A 17,297-nucleotide genomic window follows, 5' to 3' on the forward strand; every position below is an offset into this window, starting at 1 on the left:
GGAAACAGTCATTTCCTGTGAAAGCCGGGCCCGCTGTCGGTCGAAGAGCGCCGGCCGCTCAGATCTCGCCCCGGAGCTTGGCGAGCGCCTCGGCGAGGATCGCCTCGCCGTCCGCGTCGCTGCGCCGCTCTCGTACATACGCCAGATGCGTCTTGTACGGCTCGGTGCGCGGCGGGTCCGGCGGGTTGTCCCGGTCCTGACCGGCCGGGAACCCGCAGCGCGGGCAGTCCCAGTGCTCCGGAACCTGTGCGTCACTGGCGAAGCTCGGCTGCGTCTCGTGCCCGTTCGAGCACCAGAAGGAGATGCGGAGACGCGGCGCGGATTCTCCCCGCTCGGCCTCCCCCATCGGCCCCGCTCCGACCCGGCTTCCCCGGATCGCGTTGCCACTTGCCACGGTTGTAACTCCCTGCGTGATGGTGCTCGAGGATGCCCCAGTCTACGTAAGGCCCAACGCGCGTCCAGTGATTGGAGTTACACCCCACCCCAGAAGCGCCCGATGTGCGTCAGCTGTCCAGCTTCATCAGCAGACCAAGCACGACAATGCACGCGAACCACATCAGACCGAGCACGACGGTGATGCGGTCGAGGTTGCGCTCGGCGACCGAGGAGCCGCCGACGGACGACTGCATACCGCCACCGAACATGTCGGAGAGGCCGCCGCCCTTCCCCTTGTGCATCAGCACCAGCAGCATCAGCAGCAGGCTGAAGACGATCAGGGCGATCGAGAACCCCATAATCACGGCTGGACCAACTTCCTCGGACAGGACACGACTGGACAGGAACAAAGCAACTGATCAAACCCCGGAGGCCGATCAAGGAACCGGGGGCCGGACCCCAGGGTCCGGCCCCCGCAAGGGTACGACGGGATCGCCGCTACGGCCTACTCACTGGTCGCGGAAACGGACGATCCTGACGAACTCGTCGGTGTCCAGTGCCGCGCCACCCACCAGGGCGCCGTCCACATCGGGCTGGGCCATGATCGCCGCGACGTTCCCGGCCTTCACCGATCCGCCGTACTGGATCCGGACCTTGTCGGCCACGTCCTGGTTGTACAGCTCAGCGAGTCGGCCGCGGATCGCCGCGCAGACCTCCTGCGCGTCCTCGGGGGTCGCCACCTCGCCGGTGCCGATGGCCCAGACCGGCTCATAGGCGATCACGATGGTCTCGGCCTGTTCGGCCGGGATGCCCTCGAGGCCGCCGTCGAGCTGCTTCAGGGTGTACTCGACCTGCTGTCCGGCCTTGCGGATGTCCAGGCCCTCGCCCACACAGAGGATCGGGGTCAGGCCGTGCTTGAAGGCGGCCTTCACCTTGGCGTTGCAGAGCTCGTCGGACTCATCGTGGTACTGCCGTCGCTCGGAGTGTCCGACGGCGACGTAGGCACACTTCAGCTTGGCGAGCATGAGGCCCGAGATCTCGCCGGTGTAGGCGCCGGAGTCGTGCGCAGAGATGTCCTGGGCGCCGTACTTGATCTTCAGCTTGTCGCCGTCCACCAGCGTCTGCACGGAGCGCAGATCGGTGAAGGGTGCCAGTACGGCGACCTCGACGGCGTCGTAGTCCTTGTCCGCCAGGGCGAACGCGAGCTTCTGGACGTGGGCGATGGCCTCGAGGTGGTTGAGGTTCATCTTCCAGTTGCCCGCCATCAGCGGGGTGCGGGTGCTCATCGGTGGATCAGTCCTCCAGTGCGGCGAGGCCGGGAAGCGTCTTGCCCTCGAGATACTCGAGGCTCGCGCCGCCACCGGTCGAGATGTGGCCGAAGGTGTTCTCGTCGAAGCCGAGCGTACGCACGGCGGCGGCCGAGTCGCCGCCGCCGACGACGGTGAAGGCCTTGCCGTCGACGAGCGCCTGGGCGATGGCGCGGGTGCCCCCCGCGTAGTCGGGATGCTCGAAGACGCCCACCGGACCGTTCCAGAACACGGTCTCGGCGTCGGCGATCTTGGACGCGTACAGCTCGCGCGTCTTCGGGCCGATGTCCAGGCCCTCCTTGTCGGAGGGGATCTTGTCGGCGTCGACGACGTCGTAGTCGGCCGGGGCCTTGGTCTTCAGGTCGGGAAACTCCGGGGAGGCGAGCACGTCGACCGGCAGCACCAGTTCGACGCCGCTCTTCTCGGCACGCTCCATGTACTCGGTGACCACCGGGACCTGGTCCTCCTGGAGGAGGGAGATACCGACCTCATAGCCCTTGGCCTTCAGGAAGGTGTACGCCATTCCGCCTCCGATCAGCAGACGGTCGGCCTTGCCGAGGAGCTGGTCGATGACGGCGAGCTTGTCGGAGACCTTGGCGCCGCCGAGCACGACCACATAAGGGCGCCGGACATCCTCGGTGAGCTTCCTGAGCACGCCCACCTCGGTCGCGATCAGGTAGCCGGCGGCGTGCGGCAGCCGCGCCGGGAGATCGAAGACCGAGGCGTGCTTACGGTGCACGGCTCCGAAGCCGTCGCCGACGTAGACGTCCGCGAGGGCGGCGAGCTGGTCGGCGAAGGCGGCGCGCTCAGCGTCGCCCTTGGCGGTCTCACCGGGGTTGAAGCGGAGGTTCTCGATCACGGCGATCTGGCCGTCGGCGAGGCCGTCGACCGTCGTACGCGCCGACTCACCGACCGTGTCGGTCGCGAAGGCGACATCGGTCCCGAGCAGCTGGCCGAGGCGCGCGGCGGCCGGGGCGAGCGAGAAGGCCGGGTCCGGGGCGCCCTTGGGGCGGCCTAGGTGGGAGGCGACGACAACCCGGGCGCCCGCGTCCGCGAGGGCCTTCACTGTGGGCAGCACGGCGCGGATTCGACCGTCGTCCGTGATGGTGGTGCCGTCGAGCGGCACATTGAGATCGGCGCGGACGAAGACCCGCTTGCCGGTGACTCCTTCGGCGAGGAGTTCGTCGATCGTCTTCATGCTGTGATGACTCCTAGAGAGGGCGAGGACACGCTACAGGGCCCGGCCAGCGCTTCTTTGCGCTGGCCAGGCCCTGCTGCTCACATCGCTGTGTTACCGGCCGACGATCAGAGCTGGTTGCCGACGAACACGGTCAGGTCGACAAGGCGGTTGGAGTAGCCCCACTCGTTGTCGTACCAGCCGACGATCTTGATCTGCTTGCCCTGGGACATGGTGAGCTTCGAGTCGAAGGTGCAGGAGGCCGGCCAGTTGACGATGTCCGAGGAGACGATCGGGTCCTCGGTGTAGTCCAGGATGCCCTTGAGCTCGCCCTCGGCGGCCTTCTGGAAGGCGGTGTTGATCTCGTCCCTGGTGACCTCGCGGTCGAGCTCCACGACGAGGTCGGTGACGGAGCCGGTCGGGACGGGGACCCGCATGGCGATGCCGTCCAGCTTGCCCTTGAGCTGCGGCAGCACCAGGGCGGTGGCCTTGGCGGCACCGGTCGAGGTCGGGATGATGTTCTCCGCGGCGGCGCGTGCGCGGCGCAGGTCCTTGTGCGGGAAGTCGAGGATCCGCTGGTCGTTGGTGTAGGCGTGGACGGTGGTCATCAGACCCTTGACGATGCCGAAGTTCTCGTCGAGGACCTTCGCCATCGGAGCCACGCAGTTGGTGGTGCAGGACGCGTTGGAGATGACGTGGTGGCTGGCCGCGTCGTACTTGTCCTGGTTGACGCCCATGACGATGGTGATGTCCTCGTCGCTGGCAGGGGCCGAGATCAGGACCTTCTTGGCGCCGCCGGCGATGTGCTTCTCGGCGTCGGCCTTCTTGGTGAAGATGCCGGTCGACTCGATGACGATGTCGACGCCCAGCTCACCCCACGGGATGTCGGCGGGGTCGCGCTCGGAGAGCACCTTGATCGTGTGGCCGTCGACCGTGATGGTGTCGGCGGTGTGGCTGACCTCCGCCTTGAGCCGACCGAGGATGGTGTCGTACTTCAGCAGGTGAGCCGTGGTCGCGGTGTCTCCCAGGTCGTTGACAGCCACGATCTCGATGTCTGCGCCCTGCTCCAGCAGCGCGCGGAAGTAGTTACGGCCGATGCGGCCGAAGCCGTTGATGCCTACGCGGATCGTCACGAACCGATCTCCTCGTTAGGTACGCCGGGTTTCAGCGCCCGGCGAGCATTTATAGGGATGTCCCCGACCGCTTATGACCCTACCTCTCCGCGGGACCTTGCAGTGACATCGGCCACGGAGCGGAAACGAGACGGCGACCCGTACCCATGAGTAAGATGCGGGCCGCCGTTCCCGTGCCGGGGAGTTGAACACCCTGTGTCAGCGGCGGAGTGCTCTCAGTGCCTTCCCCACGAGCTGGGCGCGGGCCGCGGGTTCGGTGACGTGCTCGAGTCCGAAGCCGAGCAGGACCGTGTCACGGGTGGTGACGGCCGCGTAGGAGGCGAACAGCTCTCCCGACCGCGCCCAGTCGCCCTCGATCACCGGACTGCCCTCCGGTGCGCCGGGGGTGGTCCAGTTGCCGAGCGAGGTCTCGAAGCCCTCGCTGTCCTTCTCCGTGCCGCCGATGACCAGGGCGGCGTTGTCGGCGAAGACTCCGCGTCCGCCGCTGCCCGGGTCGGTGATGGAGCTGAGGGACAGCTCGACCGTCTTGCCCGCGTAGGCGCCCAGGTCGAACGTGACCTGCTTCCAGCCGCCCGACGAGCCGGTGAAGCTGTTCCACGCCCCGCTGGTGCCGCTCGCGGTGCAGCCTCCGGCGTCGAGGGTGAGGTAGTGGCGCAGGAAGGGGTGGCCGTTGACGAAGAAGCCGGCCGCACACTCTTCCGGGACGGTCGTGCTGGTCAGGCCGCCGGCCTCGGGCAGCGTGGTCCAGTCGTCGGCGCCCGCCGTGCGGGCTTCGAGCACCGCGTGGTCGTAGCCGGGCTCGGTGTTCCAGTTGAGGGCGAGCTTCAGCTTCGGGCTGTCGGCTGCCGCGACCCCGGTGAGGTCGACGGTGCGGGTCAGGCGCTTCCAGTCGTTGTCGTCGTGCGTCGCGGAGACCATCCACTGGCCCGCGTACGGGGCGTACGGGTTGGTCACTCCGCTGTACCGGCCCGCCTGGGCGCTGGCGAACTGGGGGAACTCGGCGGCGGGCAGGGTGTCGGAGGTGACCGTGTACAGACCCGCCGCGTTCAGCGGGTTGCCCGGGGCCGCGCCGAGTGCACCGGTGGATCCGGTGAGGTCCCCAGCTCCGGTGAAGCCGTTCGCGGTGGAGGCCGAGGTGCGTCCGTAGGCACCGAGGTAGTACTGGCTGAAGTCGTTGGTGGCCGCCCTGCCGACCTGGGCGTTGCCACCGGCCAGCTCACCGGCCTCGATCAGCTTGCCGCCCTCGTTGAGGAAGTCGCGCAGGGCCAGCTGGGTGGGGCCGCCGGGGGCCTGGGCCCCGGTGTAGTGGACGGCGGTGGAGAAGTGGCCGAGGACACCGAGCGGATGCGGGGCGCCCTGGGTGGCCACGTCCCAGACGACGGCCTTGCGGCCGTTGGCCTTCAGCGCGTCGACATATGCCTGGGCATGCTGGGCGGCTGCGCCTTCTTCGGCGACCACGACGGTGTCGGCCTTGGGCCGGGACGCGATGGTGTAGGTGAAGTGTTCGCTGGAGGTGGGCTTTCCGCTGCGGGTCTCGCCCGTGAACCAGACCTCGACCTTGTCGCCGACGTCACCGTCCATGACCTTGGCCCGGTACTCGTCGAAGCGGATGTTGTCCTCACCTCCGTACTTCTCGCCGCCCTTCCAGGGACGCAGGGCCATGTCGTACGTACGCCCGCCGTTGACGCGGTACTTGAGCTCCTTGTCGCGTACGGACTTGCGGACGGTGACGGCCACCTCCTGGTTGCCGCCGCGGGCGTAGGAGGTGGTGAACGGGTCGATGGTGAAGTCGGCCGCCGTGAGGCCGACCGGCGAGGACGGCTGGTCGGGGTGGGCGGTGGTCTCGGCGACGGACAGCGCGAAGTCGATGTTCTTGGCGAACTCCGTCTGGATCAGCTTCTCGTCGTCGGGGAAGTTGAAGCCCGACTGGCAGTCCTGAGCCTTCCAGGCGTCGTCCGGAACGCTGTTGGAGGCGGTCTGACAGGTGCTCATCTCCGGGGTGAACATCATCATCCCGTTGATGTTGGCCGCATGGCCGTCGGCCTCGCCGTTGGTGGTGTAGAGCTCGGAGGAGACCTGCGGGTAGTAGCCGGGGACCGCGGAGTTGTCGGGTGTACCGGCGAGCGCGGTGTAGAGCACGTCGTCGGGTGTCGGGGTCGCCACCTGCCAGCCGACGCCGTACAGCAGCAGTTCGGCGGCGGAGTGGTAGTTGATGCCGTAGGCGAAGCCGATGCGCTTCTGGAAGCGGTCGAGCGCGACGGTCTCGGGCTCGGATGCGGCGCCGGGGCCGCGATAGGTCTCGCTGGCGGGGTTGGGCGACGAGCCCTCGTTGTCGTATCCCCACTTGTAGGCGAAGTTCCGGTTGAGGTCGACGCCGTCACCGGTGGTGATCTTGCCGTCCCCGTTGTTGTCCCGGAGGTTCTTGCGCCAGAGGCGGTTGGCCGGAGAGGCGTGGGTGTAGTCGTAGCCGTCGGGGTTCGCGGAGATCAGGAACCACACCTCGGTGGTGTTGAGGATCTTCGTGACACGGGGGTCCTTGCCGTAGCCCGTCAGATAGTGGTGCATCAGCCGGCGGGTCATCTCCGGGGTGATCCACTCACGTGCGTGCTGGTTGGACATGTACAGCGTGGCGGGCTTGGCGCCGTCGGCGTACCTCTTGGCGCCCTTGGTGACCTTGAGGGCGAGGATGTCCTGGCCCTGCACGGTCTTGCCGATGCTCTCGACCTTGGTGATCGAGGGATGGGCTTCGGCGGCGGCGAGGACTTCCTCCTTGATGCCGCCTTCGCCCCTGTAGGGGCGGAAGACCCCGTCGCCGGCCGCGGCGAGACGCCGGGCCGCGGAGCGGGACACGGTGTGCTTCGTGAGGTCGATGTGCTGGGCCCGCAGCTGTCCGGCCTGCTCATCGGTGAGGTACAGCTCGACGTTGGCGGTGCCCTTGTCGGGCACCTGGGCAGTCAGCTCGTGACCGTCGGCGCCGGCCGCGAGGAGCAGCGGCACTTGCGCCTTGGTGACTTTCGCTTGCCAAACGGACAGTCCGTCACCGGCTGCGCCCTGGTCCGCCCGGGCGAGTGGTGCGGCTGCGAGTCCTGCGATCAGGAGTGAGGTCGCGGCAAGGATCGATCTCGCTCGTCGTCTCATTAGCCCCTCTTGCTTTCGTCTGTGGCGAAAGAAAACAGATGCCAGGCTCATGACTGTTCATGATCATGTCAAGACGGCGTGGGGTCCAGCGACACACCGCTGCCGGCGCCCCAAAGGGGCGCCGGCAGCGGAAAATTCACTCATTGAGCCGAAGGGCCGACGGCGGACGGGCCTGCGGCGGAGGCGGCAGGGCCACGCGGCCGGAGACGGCGCCGCCGTCAGCCGACGAGACCGTCGGCCATTTCCTCCGTCAGATTCGACTCCGTGCCCGGGATACCCAGGTCCTGCGCGCGCTTGTCGGCCATCGCCAGCAGACGGCGGATACGGCCCGCGACCGCGTCCTTGGTCAGCGGTGGATCCGCGAGGGCCCCCAACTCCTCGAGGGACGCCTGCTTGTGCTCCATGCGCAGCCTGCCCGCCGCGGCGAGGTGCTCGGGCACCTCCTCGCCGAGGATCTCCAGCGCACGCTGCACCCGGGCCCCAGCGGCCACCGCCGCGCGGGCCGAGCGGCGGAGGTTGGCGTCATCGAAGTTGGCGAGGCGGTTGGCGGTGGCACGCACCTCACGCCGCATCCGCCGCTCCTCCCACGCGAGCACCGACTCATGGGCGCCGAGCCGCGTCAGCAGCGCGCCGATCGCGTCACCGTCACGGACCACCACCCGGTCGACACCGCGCACCTCACGCGCCTTGGCGGCAATGGACAGCCGACGGGCGGCGCCCACCAGCGCCAGCGCGGCCTCCGGGCCCGGGCACGTCACCTCCAGGGACGAGGAGCGGCCGGGCTCGGTCAGCGAGCCATGCGCCAGGAAGGCCCCGCGCCAGGCCGCCTCCGCGTCACAGGTCGCACCGGAGACCACCTGCGGGGGCAGCCCGCGGATGGGGCGGCCCCGGCCGTCCACCAGACCGGTCTGACGGGCCAGTTGGTCACCGCCCGCCACGACCCGCACGACATAGCGCGAGCCGCGCCGCAGCCCTCCGGGAGCCATCACCACCAGATCCGAGGAGTGCCCGAAGATCTCCAGGATGTCCTTGCGGAGCCTGCGCGCCGCGATCCCCGTGTCCAGCTCCGCCTCGATCACGATGCGTCCGCTCACCAGGTGCAGCCCGCCAGCGAACCTCAGGATCGCCGAGACCTCCGCCTTTCTACAGCAGGTCCGGGTGACGGGGAGCCGGGAGATTTCGTCCTTCACCGCTGCCGTCATCGCCATGGGCCGATCCTTCCATGCATCCGAAAAATACGGTCGTACGCGGCGGCCAGCAGCTCCGGGTCATGCCGGGCCGAACCAGCACCAGAGCCTTCCTCGGCCTGGGCGGCATTCCCGTGCAACGCCACCGGAGCCAGCTCGACCGCGGCACCGAGCCGCTTCGCCGCGTCGGCGAGGGACTCCCGGTCGGGCACGGCCGCCTCGTCGGCCAGCACCACGTCCAGGGCGAGTTTAGGGGCGTGTCGCGCCAAAACCTCCACATGACGCTGCGGGGAGAAGCCTTCCGTTTCTCCCGGCTGCGGCGCCAGATTGAGGGACAGCACACGGCGCGCCTTGGTCTCCACCAGCGCGTCGAGCAGCTCGGGGACGAGCAGGTGCGGGATCACCGAGGAGAACCACGAACCGGGTCCGAGTACCACCCAATCGGCGTCACGCACGGCCTCGACGGCCTCCGGAACCGCCGGTGGGTCGTTCGGCACGAGGTGCACGGACTGCACCTCCCCAGGGGTGAGCGCCACGGTCGCCTGCCCCCGGACCGTGGCGATCTCGTCCGGCCGCTGCGGATCATGGCCCTTGACCAGTGCCTGGAGCTCCAGCGGCACCGCGGACATGGGCAGCACCCGGCCATGGGCCCCGAGCAGCCTGCCGACCAGGTCCAGCGCCTGTACATGATCACCGAGCTGCTCCCAGAGGGCGACGATCAGCAGATTGCCGACCGCGTGCTCGTGCAGCTCGCCCTGCGACTGGAAACGGTGCTGGATGACCCTGGCCCAGGTCTGCCCCCAGTCGTCGTCGCCGCACAGCGCCGCCAGCGCCTTGCGGAGATCGCCCGGGGGCAGCACGCCCAGCTCCTTGCGGAGCCGGCCGCTGGAGCCGCCGTCGTCGGCGACCGTGACGACGGCGGTGAGGTCACCGGTGATCCGGCGCAGGGCGGCGAGCGAGGCGGACAGACCCATCCCTCCGCCGAGCGCGACGACCTTGGGCTGGGTGCCGCGCCTGCGGCCGGACCCCGGGGCGTCGATGCCCCGAAGCCGGCGCAGCCGAAGTGTGCGACCGGTCACTCGCGCCCCATGTCACGGTGGACGACCACGGTCTCGATGCCCTCGGAGCCGAGGCGTGCGGCGAGCTTCTCCGACATGGCGACGGAGCGGTGCTTGCCCCCGGTGCAGCCGACGGCGATGGTCACATACCGCTTGCCCTCGCGGCGGTAGCCCGCCGCGATCAGCTGGAGCAGCTCGGTGTACTGGTTGAGGAACTCCTTGGCGCCCGGCTGGTCGAAGACGTAACCGGACACCTCCTCGTTGAGCCCGGTGAACGGGCGCAGCTCCGGAACCCAGTGCGGGTTCGGCAGGAAGCGGCAGTCCACCACGAGGTCGGAGTCGACGGGCAGCCCGTACTTGTAGCCGAAGGACATCACGGTGGCCCGCAGCTCAGGCTCCTCGTCACCCGCGAACTGGGCGTCCATCTTGGCGCGCAGCTCATGGACGTTGAGGCTGGAGGTGTCGATCACCAGGTCGGCGTCGCCGCGCAGCTCCCGCAGCAGGTCGCGCTCGGCGGCGATGCCGTCCACGATCCGGCCGTCGCCCTGGAGGGGGTGCGGGCGGCGCACCGACTCGAATCGGCGCACCAGGGCATCGTCGGACGACTCCAGGAAGACGATCCGACGGGTGACCTGCTTGGCGTCGAGGTCCGCGAGTGACTCGCGGAGGTTGTCGAAGAAGCGCCGGCCGCGGACGTCCACGACGACGGCGATGCGGGCCACATTGCCCTGGGACCGTGCGCCGAGCTCCACCATGGTGGGGATCAGCGCGGGCGGCAGGTTGTCGACGACGAACCAGCCGAGGTCCTCCAGGCACTTCGCCGCGGTGCTGCGGCCCGCGCCCGACATTCCGGAGATGATCACCAGCTCGGGGATGGCGGCCTCGGCGGCCGGCCCGGCTTCGGGGTTCGTTCCCGTACTCACGTCTCCTGCTCCGTGTTCTTCAAGGCGTTCTTCACGGTCCATGCGGCCGGTTCTGTCCTGATCGCTCATTCCGTGCTGCCCCCGTTCTCGGTCGCGCTCTGCGCCGGCGTCCCGTGGCCCGGTATCCCGTGATCCGGAATCCCATGGTCCGCTTCCTCTTCAATGATCTCTCCTGTCGCCGTGTTCACAGCGGGCGCGGCCGGGGCCGCTTCGGAGAGCGCGAGGACGACGGACGCCGCCGTCTTGCGGCCCATGCCCGGCACCTCGCAGATCTGCTCGATTGTCGCCTGCCGCAGGCGCTTCACCGAGCCGAAATGCTTGATCAGCGCCTGTTTCCGGGATTCTCCGAGGCCGGGTACGGCGTCCAGGGGGCTGGTGCGCAGCCGTTTGGTGCGCTTGGAGCGCTGGTAGCGGATCGCGAAGTCATGTGCGGTGTCGCGGACGCGCTGGATGAGATAGAGCCCCTCGCTGGAGCGCGGCAGCACCACCGGATCGTCCTCGTCCGGCAGCCAGACCTCCTCCATGCGCTTGGCGATACCGCAGACCGCGACGTCATCGATGCCCAGCTCGTCCAGCGCCCGCTGGGCGGCGGCGACCTGTGGCCGGCCACCGTCGACGAGCACGAGCTGGGGAGGGTACGCGAACTTCTTGGGCCGGCCGTTGTCGCCCGCGGCGGACGGCGAGGGGATCTCACCGGCTACGGCGGCCCCCTCACCGACGCCGCTCGCGTCGATCGCACCGCTCACATCTCCCCCGCCGGAGAGATCCCACTCCCCCGTCTTCTCCTTCTCGGCCAGATAGCGCTTGAAGCGCCGGCTGATCACCTCGTGCATCGAGCGGACATCGTCCTGTCCCTCGAATCCCTTGATCTGGAACCGCCGGTACTCGCCCTTGCGGGGCAGCCCGTCCTCGAAGACGACCATGGACGCGACCACGTCCTCGCCCTGGAGGTGCGAGATGTCGAAGCACTCGATACGCAGCGGCGCGGAGTCCAGGTCCAGGGCCTCCGCGATCTCCTCCAGGGCCCGGGACCGGGTCGTGAGATCGCTTGCGCGCTTGGTCTTGTGCAGCACCAGGGCCTGCTGGGCATTGCGTCCGACCATGGCCATCAGGTCCTTCTTGTCGCCCCGCTGCGGGATGCGCAGGGAGACGTTCGATCCGCGCCTGCCGCTCAGCCACTGGCCGACCGCGTCGAGATCGTCCGGCAGGGCGGGCACGAGGACCTCCTTGGGGACGGCGTCGCCGCTCTCCTCCCCGTAGAGCTGTTGCAGAGCGTGTTCGACCAGACCCGCCGTGTCCACGGCCTCCACCTTGTCGGTGACCCAGCCGCGCTGACCGCGCACCCGGCCGCCCCGGACGTGGAAGATCTGGACGGCCGCTTCCAGTTCGTCCTCGGCGACCGCGATCAGATCGGCGTCGGTCGCGTCGGCCAGCACGACGGCGTTCTTCTCCATGGCCCGCTTGAGCGCCTCTATGTCGTCACGGAGCCTGCCCGCCCGCTCGTACTCCATCTCCTCGGCCGCCGCCATCATGTCCTTCTCCAGGCGGCGGATGTAGGTACCGGTGCGGCCCGTCATGAACTCGCAGAAGCCCTCGGCCAGTTCGCGGTGCTCGTCCGGGGTGACCCGCCGCACACAGGGTGCCGAGCACTTGCCGATGTAGCCGAGCAGGCAGGGGCGGCCGGTGCGCGCGGCGTTCTTGAAGACACCCGCGGAGCAGGTCCGTACAGGGAAGACCCGGAGCATCAGGTCGACGGTCTCACGGATCGCCCAGGCATGGCCGTAGGGACCGAAGTAGCGCACGCCCTTGCGCTTGGCCCCGCGCATGACCTGGACCCGGGGAAACTCCTCGTTCATCGTCACCGCGAGATACGGATAGCTCTTGTCGTCGCGGTACTTGACGTTGAACCTGGGATCGAACTCCTTGATCCAGGAGTACTCCAGCTGAAGCGCCTCCACCTCCGTGGAGACGACCGTCCACTCCACGGAGGCCGCCGTGGTCACCATGGTGCGGGTGCGCGGATGCAGACTCGCCAGGTCCTGGAAGTAGTTGGCGAGACGCTGCCGCAGGCTCTTCGCCTTGCCGACGTAGATCACCCGGCGGTGCTCGTCACGGAACTTGTAGACCCCTGGCGAGTCGGGGATCTGTCCCGGCTTGGGGCGGTAGCTGGAGGGGTCTGCCATGCCGACCACCCTACTGGCGGGGGCCGACAACCGGGCCTCGCCTCGGGGGCGCGTGACGCCTTCGCGCCAACGTCTCGCGCGGGTTCGCGCCAGGGCTCCGCGGACCGGGTCCGGCGCGCGGTGCCGAGTCGGTCAGGCCTGCGGGCCCGCGACGAGCTTTCCGTCCCGCACGCTCACCGGGACCTCCGGCAGCGGCACGGTCGCCGGACCCTTGACGGCGTTGCCCGACGTCACGTCGAAGCGGCTGCCGTGGCAGGGGCAGTTACCCTCGGTGCCCTCGAGCTTGTCCAGGACGCAGCCCGCGTGGGTGCACTGTGCGCTGAACGCCTTGTACCGGCCCGCCGCCGGACAGTGGACCACCAGCCGCTGCTCCCGGTAGAGCTTCGCGCCGCCGACGGGGACGGCGTCCGCGGCGCCGAGGTCGACGGGGGCGGTCGGGGTGGGTACCTCGGCGTGACCGAGCTTGGACTCGGTGGAACAGGCGGCGGCTCCCAGCCCTGCTGCCCCGGCGAGCGCGGCGCCCTTCAGCACGGTGCGGCGGGCGGGCGACTGACCGGACATGCGCACTCCACTGGGTCGGGATCGAGGTCGGGGCGGGTGCGCAGGCAGATGCGGGTGCCGGTGCGCCACTCGGGTGACAGAAGCGACGATACCGGCGCAGTTCACGGCCCTCACGAGCGGGTGGGCGGACGGGTGGCGTTCCCGACTCGCTGTCGCCCGAGCGGAACGATGAGTTACGTTTCCGGGCGTGATCGTCGTCGCCGGTGAGTCCCTGATCGATCTGGTCCCGCAGCGGGCTGCAGCCAGCGGCGGGCCCCTGCCCGCGCTGCTGCCCAGGCTCGGCGGCGGCCCGTACAACACCGCGGTGGCACTGGGGCGGCTCGGCGCGCCGGTGACCTTCTGTTCGCGGGTGTCGACGGACGGCTTCGGCGAGGCCCTGCTCGGCGGGCTGCACGCGGCGGGCGTCGGGACGTCGCTGGTGCAGCGCGGTCCCGAGCCGACGACGCTCGCGGTCGCCTCGCTCGGGGCGGACGGCTCTGCGCGCTACGGCTTCTACGCCAACGGCAGCGCGGACCGGCTCTTCGAACTGCCGCCCGAACTCCCCGAGGAGGTCCGGGCGTTGGCGTTCGGGACCTGCTCACTGGCGCTGGAACCGGGGGCGAGCGCCTATGAGGCCCTGCTGCGCCGGGAGGCCTCCCGGGGGCGCTTCACCCTGCTCGATCCGAACGTACGCCAGGGTCTGATCCCCGACGACGAGGGATACCGGGCCCGCTTCGACGGCTGGCTCCCCTCGGTGTCGCTGCTGAAGCTGTCCGAGGACGACGCGGCCTGGCTGGGCGGGGATCCCGGGCGCTGGCTTGGGGGGCGGGGCCCGGCCGCGGTGGTACTGACGCGTGGCGACCAGGGCCTCGCGGTGTTCACCCGGCAGGGCAGGAAGGTGTCCGTGCCCGCGGAACCGGTGACGGTGGTGGACACCATCGGCGCCGGCGACACGGTCAACGCGGCGCTGCTGCATGCCCTGGAGCGCCGGGACGCACTCTCCCCGGGCGCCCTGGACGCCATGGACACATTCGACTGGACCGCTGTCCTCGAATTCGCCGCCCGGGCGGCGGCGCTGACCTGCTCGCGCACGGGGGCGGAGCCGCCGTACGCCCACGAGCTGGGCTGACACCCGGCCCCGGTGCCCGGAGCCGTTCCGCACCCCGAACAGGGGCCAGGTCCGGTGTCCTGCCACCCCCGAGCGGTGGCTGGACTCCGGACCCGGCCTGGTCGTCGCGGCCCCGGTCCGGGCTCAGGCCTTGCGCGCCCTGGCGCGCGTGGTGGCCTTCTTCGCCGTGGTGGCCCGGGCCGTCGCCCCCTTCTTGGTGGCGGTGGAATTGGCCGCCACCACCTTCTTCGCCGTCGTGGTCTTCCTGGCCGAAGCGGACTTGCGTGACTGCGGCGGCACCGCGTCGCTGATCCGCTCAGCGCCCAGGATGTCACGCAGGAACTTGCCGGTGTGGCTCTCCGGGACGCTCGCGACCTGTTCGGGTGTGCCCTCGGCGATCACCAGGCCACCGCCGCCGCCGCCTTCGGGACCCATGTCGACGACCCAGTCGGCAGTCTTGATCACGTCCAGGTTGTGCTCGATGACGATCACCGTGTTGCCCTTTTCGACCAGCCCGGACAACACCTTGATCAGCTTGGAGATGTCCTCGAAGTGCAGACCGGTGGTCGGCTCGTCGAGCACGTAGACCGTGCGGCCGGTGGACCGCTTCTGGAGCTCGCTGGCCAGCTTCACCCGCTGCGCCTCGCCACCCGACAGCGTGGGTGCGGACTGGCCGAGCCTGACGTACCCGAGGCCCACCTCGTTCAACGTCCTCAGATGGCGGGCGATGGTCGGCACCGCCTCGAAGAAGTGCAGGGCCTCCTCGATGGGCATGTCCAGCACCTCGGCGATGGACTTGCCCTTGTAGTGGACCTCGAGGGTCTCCCGGTTGTAGCGGGCGCCGTGACAGACCTCGCACGGGACGTAGACGTCCGGCAGGAAGTTCATCTCGATCTTGATCGTGCCGTCACCGGAGCAGTTCTCGCAGCGACCGCCCTTGACGTTGAAGGAGAAGCGGCCCGGCAGATAGCCGCGCACCTTCGCCTCCATGGTCTCCGCGAACAGCTTGCGGACATGGTCGAAGACCCCGGTGTAGGTGGCCGGGTTGGACCGGGGGGTGCGGCCGATGGGCGACTGGTCGACGTGGACGACCTTGTCGACGAGATCGTCACCGTCCACGCGGGTGTGCCGCCCGGGCACCGACTTGGCACCGTTGAGCTCCCGGGCGAGGTGTGTGTAGAGGATGTCGTTGACCAGGGTCGACTTGCCCGAGCCGGAGACTCCGGTGACGGCGGTGAGCACACCCAGCGGGAAGGACACGTCGATGTCCCGCAGGTTGTTCTCCCGGGCGCCGTGCACGGTGAGCTGCCTGCCGGGGTCCACCGGGCGCCGGATGTCCGGTGTGGCGATGGACTTCTTGCCGGACAGGTACTGCCCGGTCATCGACTCCTTGTTGGCCAGCAGCTGCTTGAGCGGACCGGAGTGGACGACCTTGCCGCCGTGCTCACCGGCGCCCGGGCCGATGTCGACCACCCAGTCGGCCACCTTGATGGTGTCCTCGTCGTGCTCGACGACGATCAGGGTGTTGCCCATGTCCCGCAGGCGCACAAGGGTCTCGATGAGCCGGTGGTTGTCGCGCTGGTGCAGTCCGATGGACGGCTCGTCCAGCACATACAGCACGCCCACGAGCCCCGAGCCGATCTGGGTGGCCAGGCGGATGCGCTGCGCCTCGCCGCCGGAGAGGGTGCCCGCCGCACGATTGAGGGAGAGGTAGTCGAGTCCGACGTCGACCAGGAAACGCAGCCGCTCGTTGACCTCCTTGAGCACCCGCTCCGCGATCTTCTTGTCACGGGCGTTGAGGGTGAGTCTGCCGAGGAAGTCGGCGCACTCGCTGATCGACATGGCGGAGACCTCGGCGATGGACTTCTCCATCACCGTGACCGCGAGCACGATCGGCTTGAGGCGGGTGCCCTCACAGGTCGGGCAGGGCACCTCGCGCATATAGCCCTCGAAGCGCTCACGGCTGGAATCGCTCTCGGCCTCGCTGTGGCGCCGCTTGACGAACGAGACCGCACCCTCGAAGGCGGGGGTGGTGTAGGCCCGCTCGCGTCCGTAGCGATTGCGGTAGCGCACCTCGACCTGGGTCTTGTGCCCGTACAGCAGGGCCTTCTTGGCGCGCTGCGGCAGCCCGGCCCAGGGCATGTCCGTGCGGAACCCGAGCGCGTCGGAGAGCCCGCCGATCAGGCGCCCGAAGTACTCCTTGGTGTGACCGTGTGACCAGGGGTGGATCGCGCCCTCGTCGAGCGAGCGCTCCTCGTCCGGGACGATCAGCTCGGGGTCGACCTCCATCCGCGTGCCGATGCCGGTGCAGTCGGGGCAGGCACCGAAGGGCGAGTTGAAGGAGAACGAGCGGGGCTCGAGCTCCTCGAAGGAGAGGTCGTCGTACGCGCAGTACAGATGCTCCGAGTACATACGCTCCCGCTCGGGGTCGTTCTCGGAGAGATCCACGAAGTCCAGCACGACCATGCCGCCGGAGAGGCCGAGCGCGGTCTCGACGGAGTCGGTGAGCCGCCGCTTGGCGCTGTCCTTGACGGTGAGGCGGTCGACCACCACCTCGATGGTGTGCTTCTCCTGCTTCTTGAGCGTGGGCGGCTCCGAGAGCTGGATCGTCCGACCGTCCACCCTCGCCCGGGCGTAGCCCTTGGCCTGGAGGTCGGCGAAGAGATCCACGAACTCGCCCTTGCGCTCGCGCACCAGCGGCGACAGCACCTGGAAGCGGCTGCCTTCGGGCAGCTCCAGCACCTTGTCCACGATGGCCTGCGGCGACTGGCGCGCGATGGGACGGCCGCACTCGGGGCAGTGCGGCTTCCCGATCCTGGCGAAGAGCAGCCGGAGGTAGTCGTAGACCTCGGTGATGGTGCCCACCGTGGAGCGCGGGTTGCGTGAGGTGGACTTCTGGTCGATCGAGACGGCCGGTGAGAGGCCCTCGATGAAGTCGACGTCCGGCTTGTCCATCTGGCCGAGGAACTGCCGGGCGTAGGAGGACAGCGACTCGACGTAGCGGCGCTGTCCCTCGGCGAAGATCGTGTCGAACGCGAGCGACGACTTGCCCGACCCAGAGAGCCCGGTGAAGACGATGAGTGAGTCACGCGGGAGGTCGAGCGAGACGTTCTTGAGGTTGTGCTCGCGAGCGCCACGGACGATGAGACGGTCGGCCACGCCGGGTCC

The 17,297-nt window shown here is 69.2% G+C and carries 13 protein-coding genes; 1 reads left to right on the forward strand and 12 read right to left on the reverse strand.

What is annotated here, in order from left to right:
• Positions 1-58: 58 nt before the first annotated feature.
• The 11 genes from ABZ532_RS00650 to ABZ532_RS00700 all read right to left on the reverse strand — a co-directional run bounded on the left by ABZ532_RS00650 (position 59) and on the right by ABZ532_RS00700 (position 13,042).
• The gene (locus ABZ532_RS00650; protein WP_338675831.1) at positions 59-394 is read right to left on the reverse strand and encodes an RNA polymerase-binding protein RbpA; all 336 of its coding nucleotides are present in this window, start codon (positions 392-394) and stop codon (positions 59-61) included.
• Between the two features lie 109 nt (positions 395-503).
• Positions 504-734, reverse strand: coding sequence for a preprotein translocase subunit SecG (secG, locus tag ABZ532_RS00655; RefSeq protein WP_361278633.1), 231 nt, complete (start codon positions 732-734; stop codon positions 504-506).
• A gap of 150 nt (positions 735-884) precedes the next feature.
• Entirely contained in the window at positions 885-1,661 is a 777-nt protein-coding gene (tpiA, locus tag ABZ532_RS00660; RefSeq protein WP_361278064.1) for a triose-phosphate isomerase, read from the reverse strand.
• Between the two features lie 7 nt (positions 1,662-1,668).
• Positions 1,669-2,880 (reverse strand): phosphoglycerate kinase, encoded by a 1,212-nt coding sequence (locus ABZ532_RS00665; RefSeq protein WP_361278066.1) that lies wholly within the window; start codon positions 2,878-2,880, stop codon positions 1,669-1,671.
• A gap of 107 nt (positions 2,881-2,987) precedes the next feature.
• Complete coding sequence (gene gap, locus ABZ532_RS00670) at positions 2,988-3,992, reverse strand: type I glyceraldehyde-3-phosphate dehydrogenase (protein ID WP_361278068.1); 1,005 nt, start codon at positions 3,990-3,992, stop codon at positions 2,988-2,990.
• Positions 3,993-4,190: 198 nt separating this feature from the next.
• The gene (locus tag ABZ532_RS00675; protein ID WP_361278070.1) at positions 4,191-7,130 is read right to left on the reverse strand and encodes a M14 family zinc carboxypeptidase; all 2,940 of its coding nucleotides are present in this window, start codon (positions 7,128-7,130) and stop codon (positions 4,191-4,193) included.
• Between the two features lie 218 nt (positions 7,131-7,348).
• Positions 7,349-8,338 (reverse strand): DNA-binding protein WhiA, encoded by a 990-nt coding sequence (whiA, locus tag ABZ532_RS00680; protein WP_093653140.1) that lies wholly within the window; start codon positions 8,336-8,338, stop codon positions 7,349-7,351.
• Positions 8,329-9,396 (reverse strand): uridine diphosphate-N-acetylglucosamine-binding protein YvcK, encoded by a 1,068-nt coding sequence (gene yvcK, locus ABZ532_RS00685; RefSeq protein ID WP_361278072.1) that lies wholly within the window; start codon positions 9,394-9,396, stop codon positions 8,329-8,331. Before yvcK ends, whiA begins: the two co-directional genes overlap by 10 nt.
• Positions 9,393-10,367, reverse strand: coding sequence for an RNase adapter RapZ (gene rapZ, locus ABZ532_RS00690; protein WP_361278074.1), 975 nt, complete (start codon positions 10,365-10,367; stop codon positions 9,393-9,395). The genes yvcK and rapZ overlap by 4 nt, the downstream gene beginning before the upstream one ends.
• On the reverse strand, positions 10,364-12,481 hold the full coding sequence (gene uvrC, locus ABZ532_RS00695; protein WP_361278076.1) for an excinuclease ABC subunit UvrC: 2,118 nt from the start codon (positions 12,479-12,481) through the stop codon (positions 10,364-10,366). Before uvrC ends, rapZ begins: the two co-directional genes overlap by 4 nt.
• A gap of 132 nt (positions 12,482-12,613) precedes the next feature.
• Complete coding sequence (locus ABZ532_RS00700; RefSeq protein WP_361278078.1) at positions 12,614-13,042, reverse strand: Rieske (2Fe-2S) protein; 429 nt, start codon at positions 13,040-13,042, stop codon at positions 12,614-12,616.
• A gap of 187 nt (positions 13,043-13,229) precedes the next feature.
• On the opposite strand from ABZ532_RS00700, the gene ABZ532_RS00705 reads away from it, so the two are divergent.
• Entirely contained in the window at positions 13,230-14,150 is a 921-nt protein-coding gene (locus tag ABZ532_RS00705; RefSeq protein WP_361278080.1) for a carbohydrate kinase, read from the forward strand.
• Positions 14,151-14,273: 123 nt separating this feature from the next.
• Here ABZ532_RS00705 and uvrA read toward each other — a convergent pair whose 3' ends face one another.
• On the reverse strand, positions 14,274-17,288 hold the full coding sequence (gene uvrA, locus ABZ532_RS00710; protein ID WP_361278082.1) for an excinuclease ABC subunit UvrA: 3,015 nt from the start codon (positions 17,286-17,288) through the stop codon (positions 14,274-14,276).
• Between the last annotated feature and the right edge of the window lie 9 nt (positions 17,289-17,297).

Origin of the sequence: Streptomyces sp. NPDC019396, from assembly GCF_040632375.1 — a bacterium.
Lineage (GTDB): Bacteria > Actinomycetota > Actinomycetes > Streptomycetales > Streptomycetaceae > Streptomyces.

Coding starts and splice junctions, on each gene's coding strand:
- secG (WP_361278633.1), bottom strand. CDS start 734: ATGGGGTTCTCGATCGCCCTGATCGTCTTCAGCCTGCTGCTGATGCTG.
- tpiA (WP_361278064.1), bottom strand. CDS start 1,661: ATGAGCACCCGCACCCCGCTGATGGCGGGCAACTGGAAGATGAACCTC.
- ABZ532_RS00665 (WP_361278066.1), bottom strand. CDS start 2,880: ATGAAGACGATCGACGAACTCCTCGCCGAAGGAGTCACCGGCAAGCGG.
- ABZ532_RS00675 (WP_361278070.1), bottom strand. CDS start 7,130: ATGAGACGACGAGCGAGATCGATCCTTGCCGCGACCTCACTCCTGATC.
- whiA (WP_093653140.1), bottom strand. CDS start 8,338: ATGGCGATGACGGCAGCGGTGAAGGACGAAATCTCCCGGCTCCCCGTC.
- rapZ (WP_361278074.1), bottom strand. CDS start 10,367: ATGAGCGATCAGGACAGAACCGGCCGCATGGACCGTGAAGAACGCCTT.
- uvrC (WP_361278076.1), bottom strand. CDS start 12,481: ATGGCAGACCCCTCCAGCTACCGCCCCAAGCCGGGACAGATCCCCGAC.
- ABZ532_RS00700 (WP_361278078.1), bottom strand. CDS start 13,042: ATGTCCGGTCAGTCGCCCGCCCGCCGCACCGTGCTGAAGGGCGCCGCG.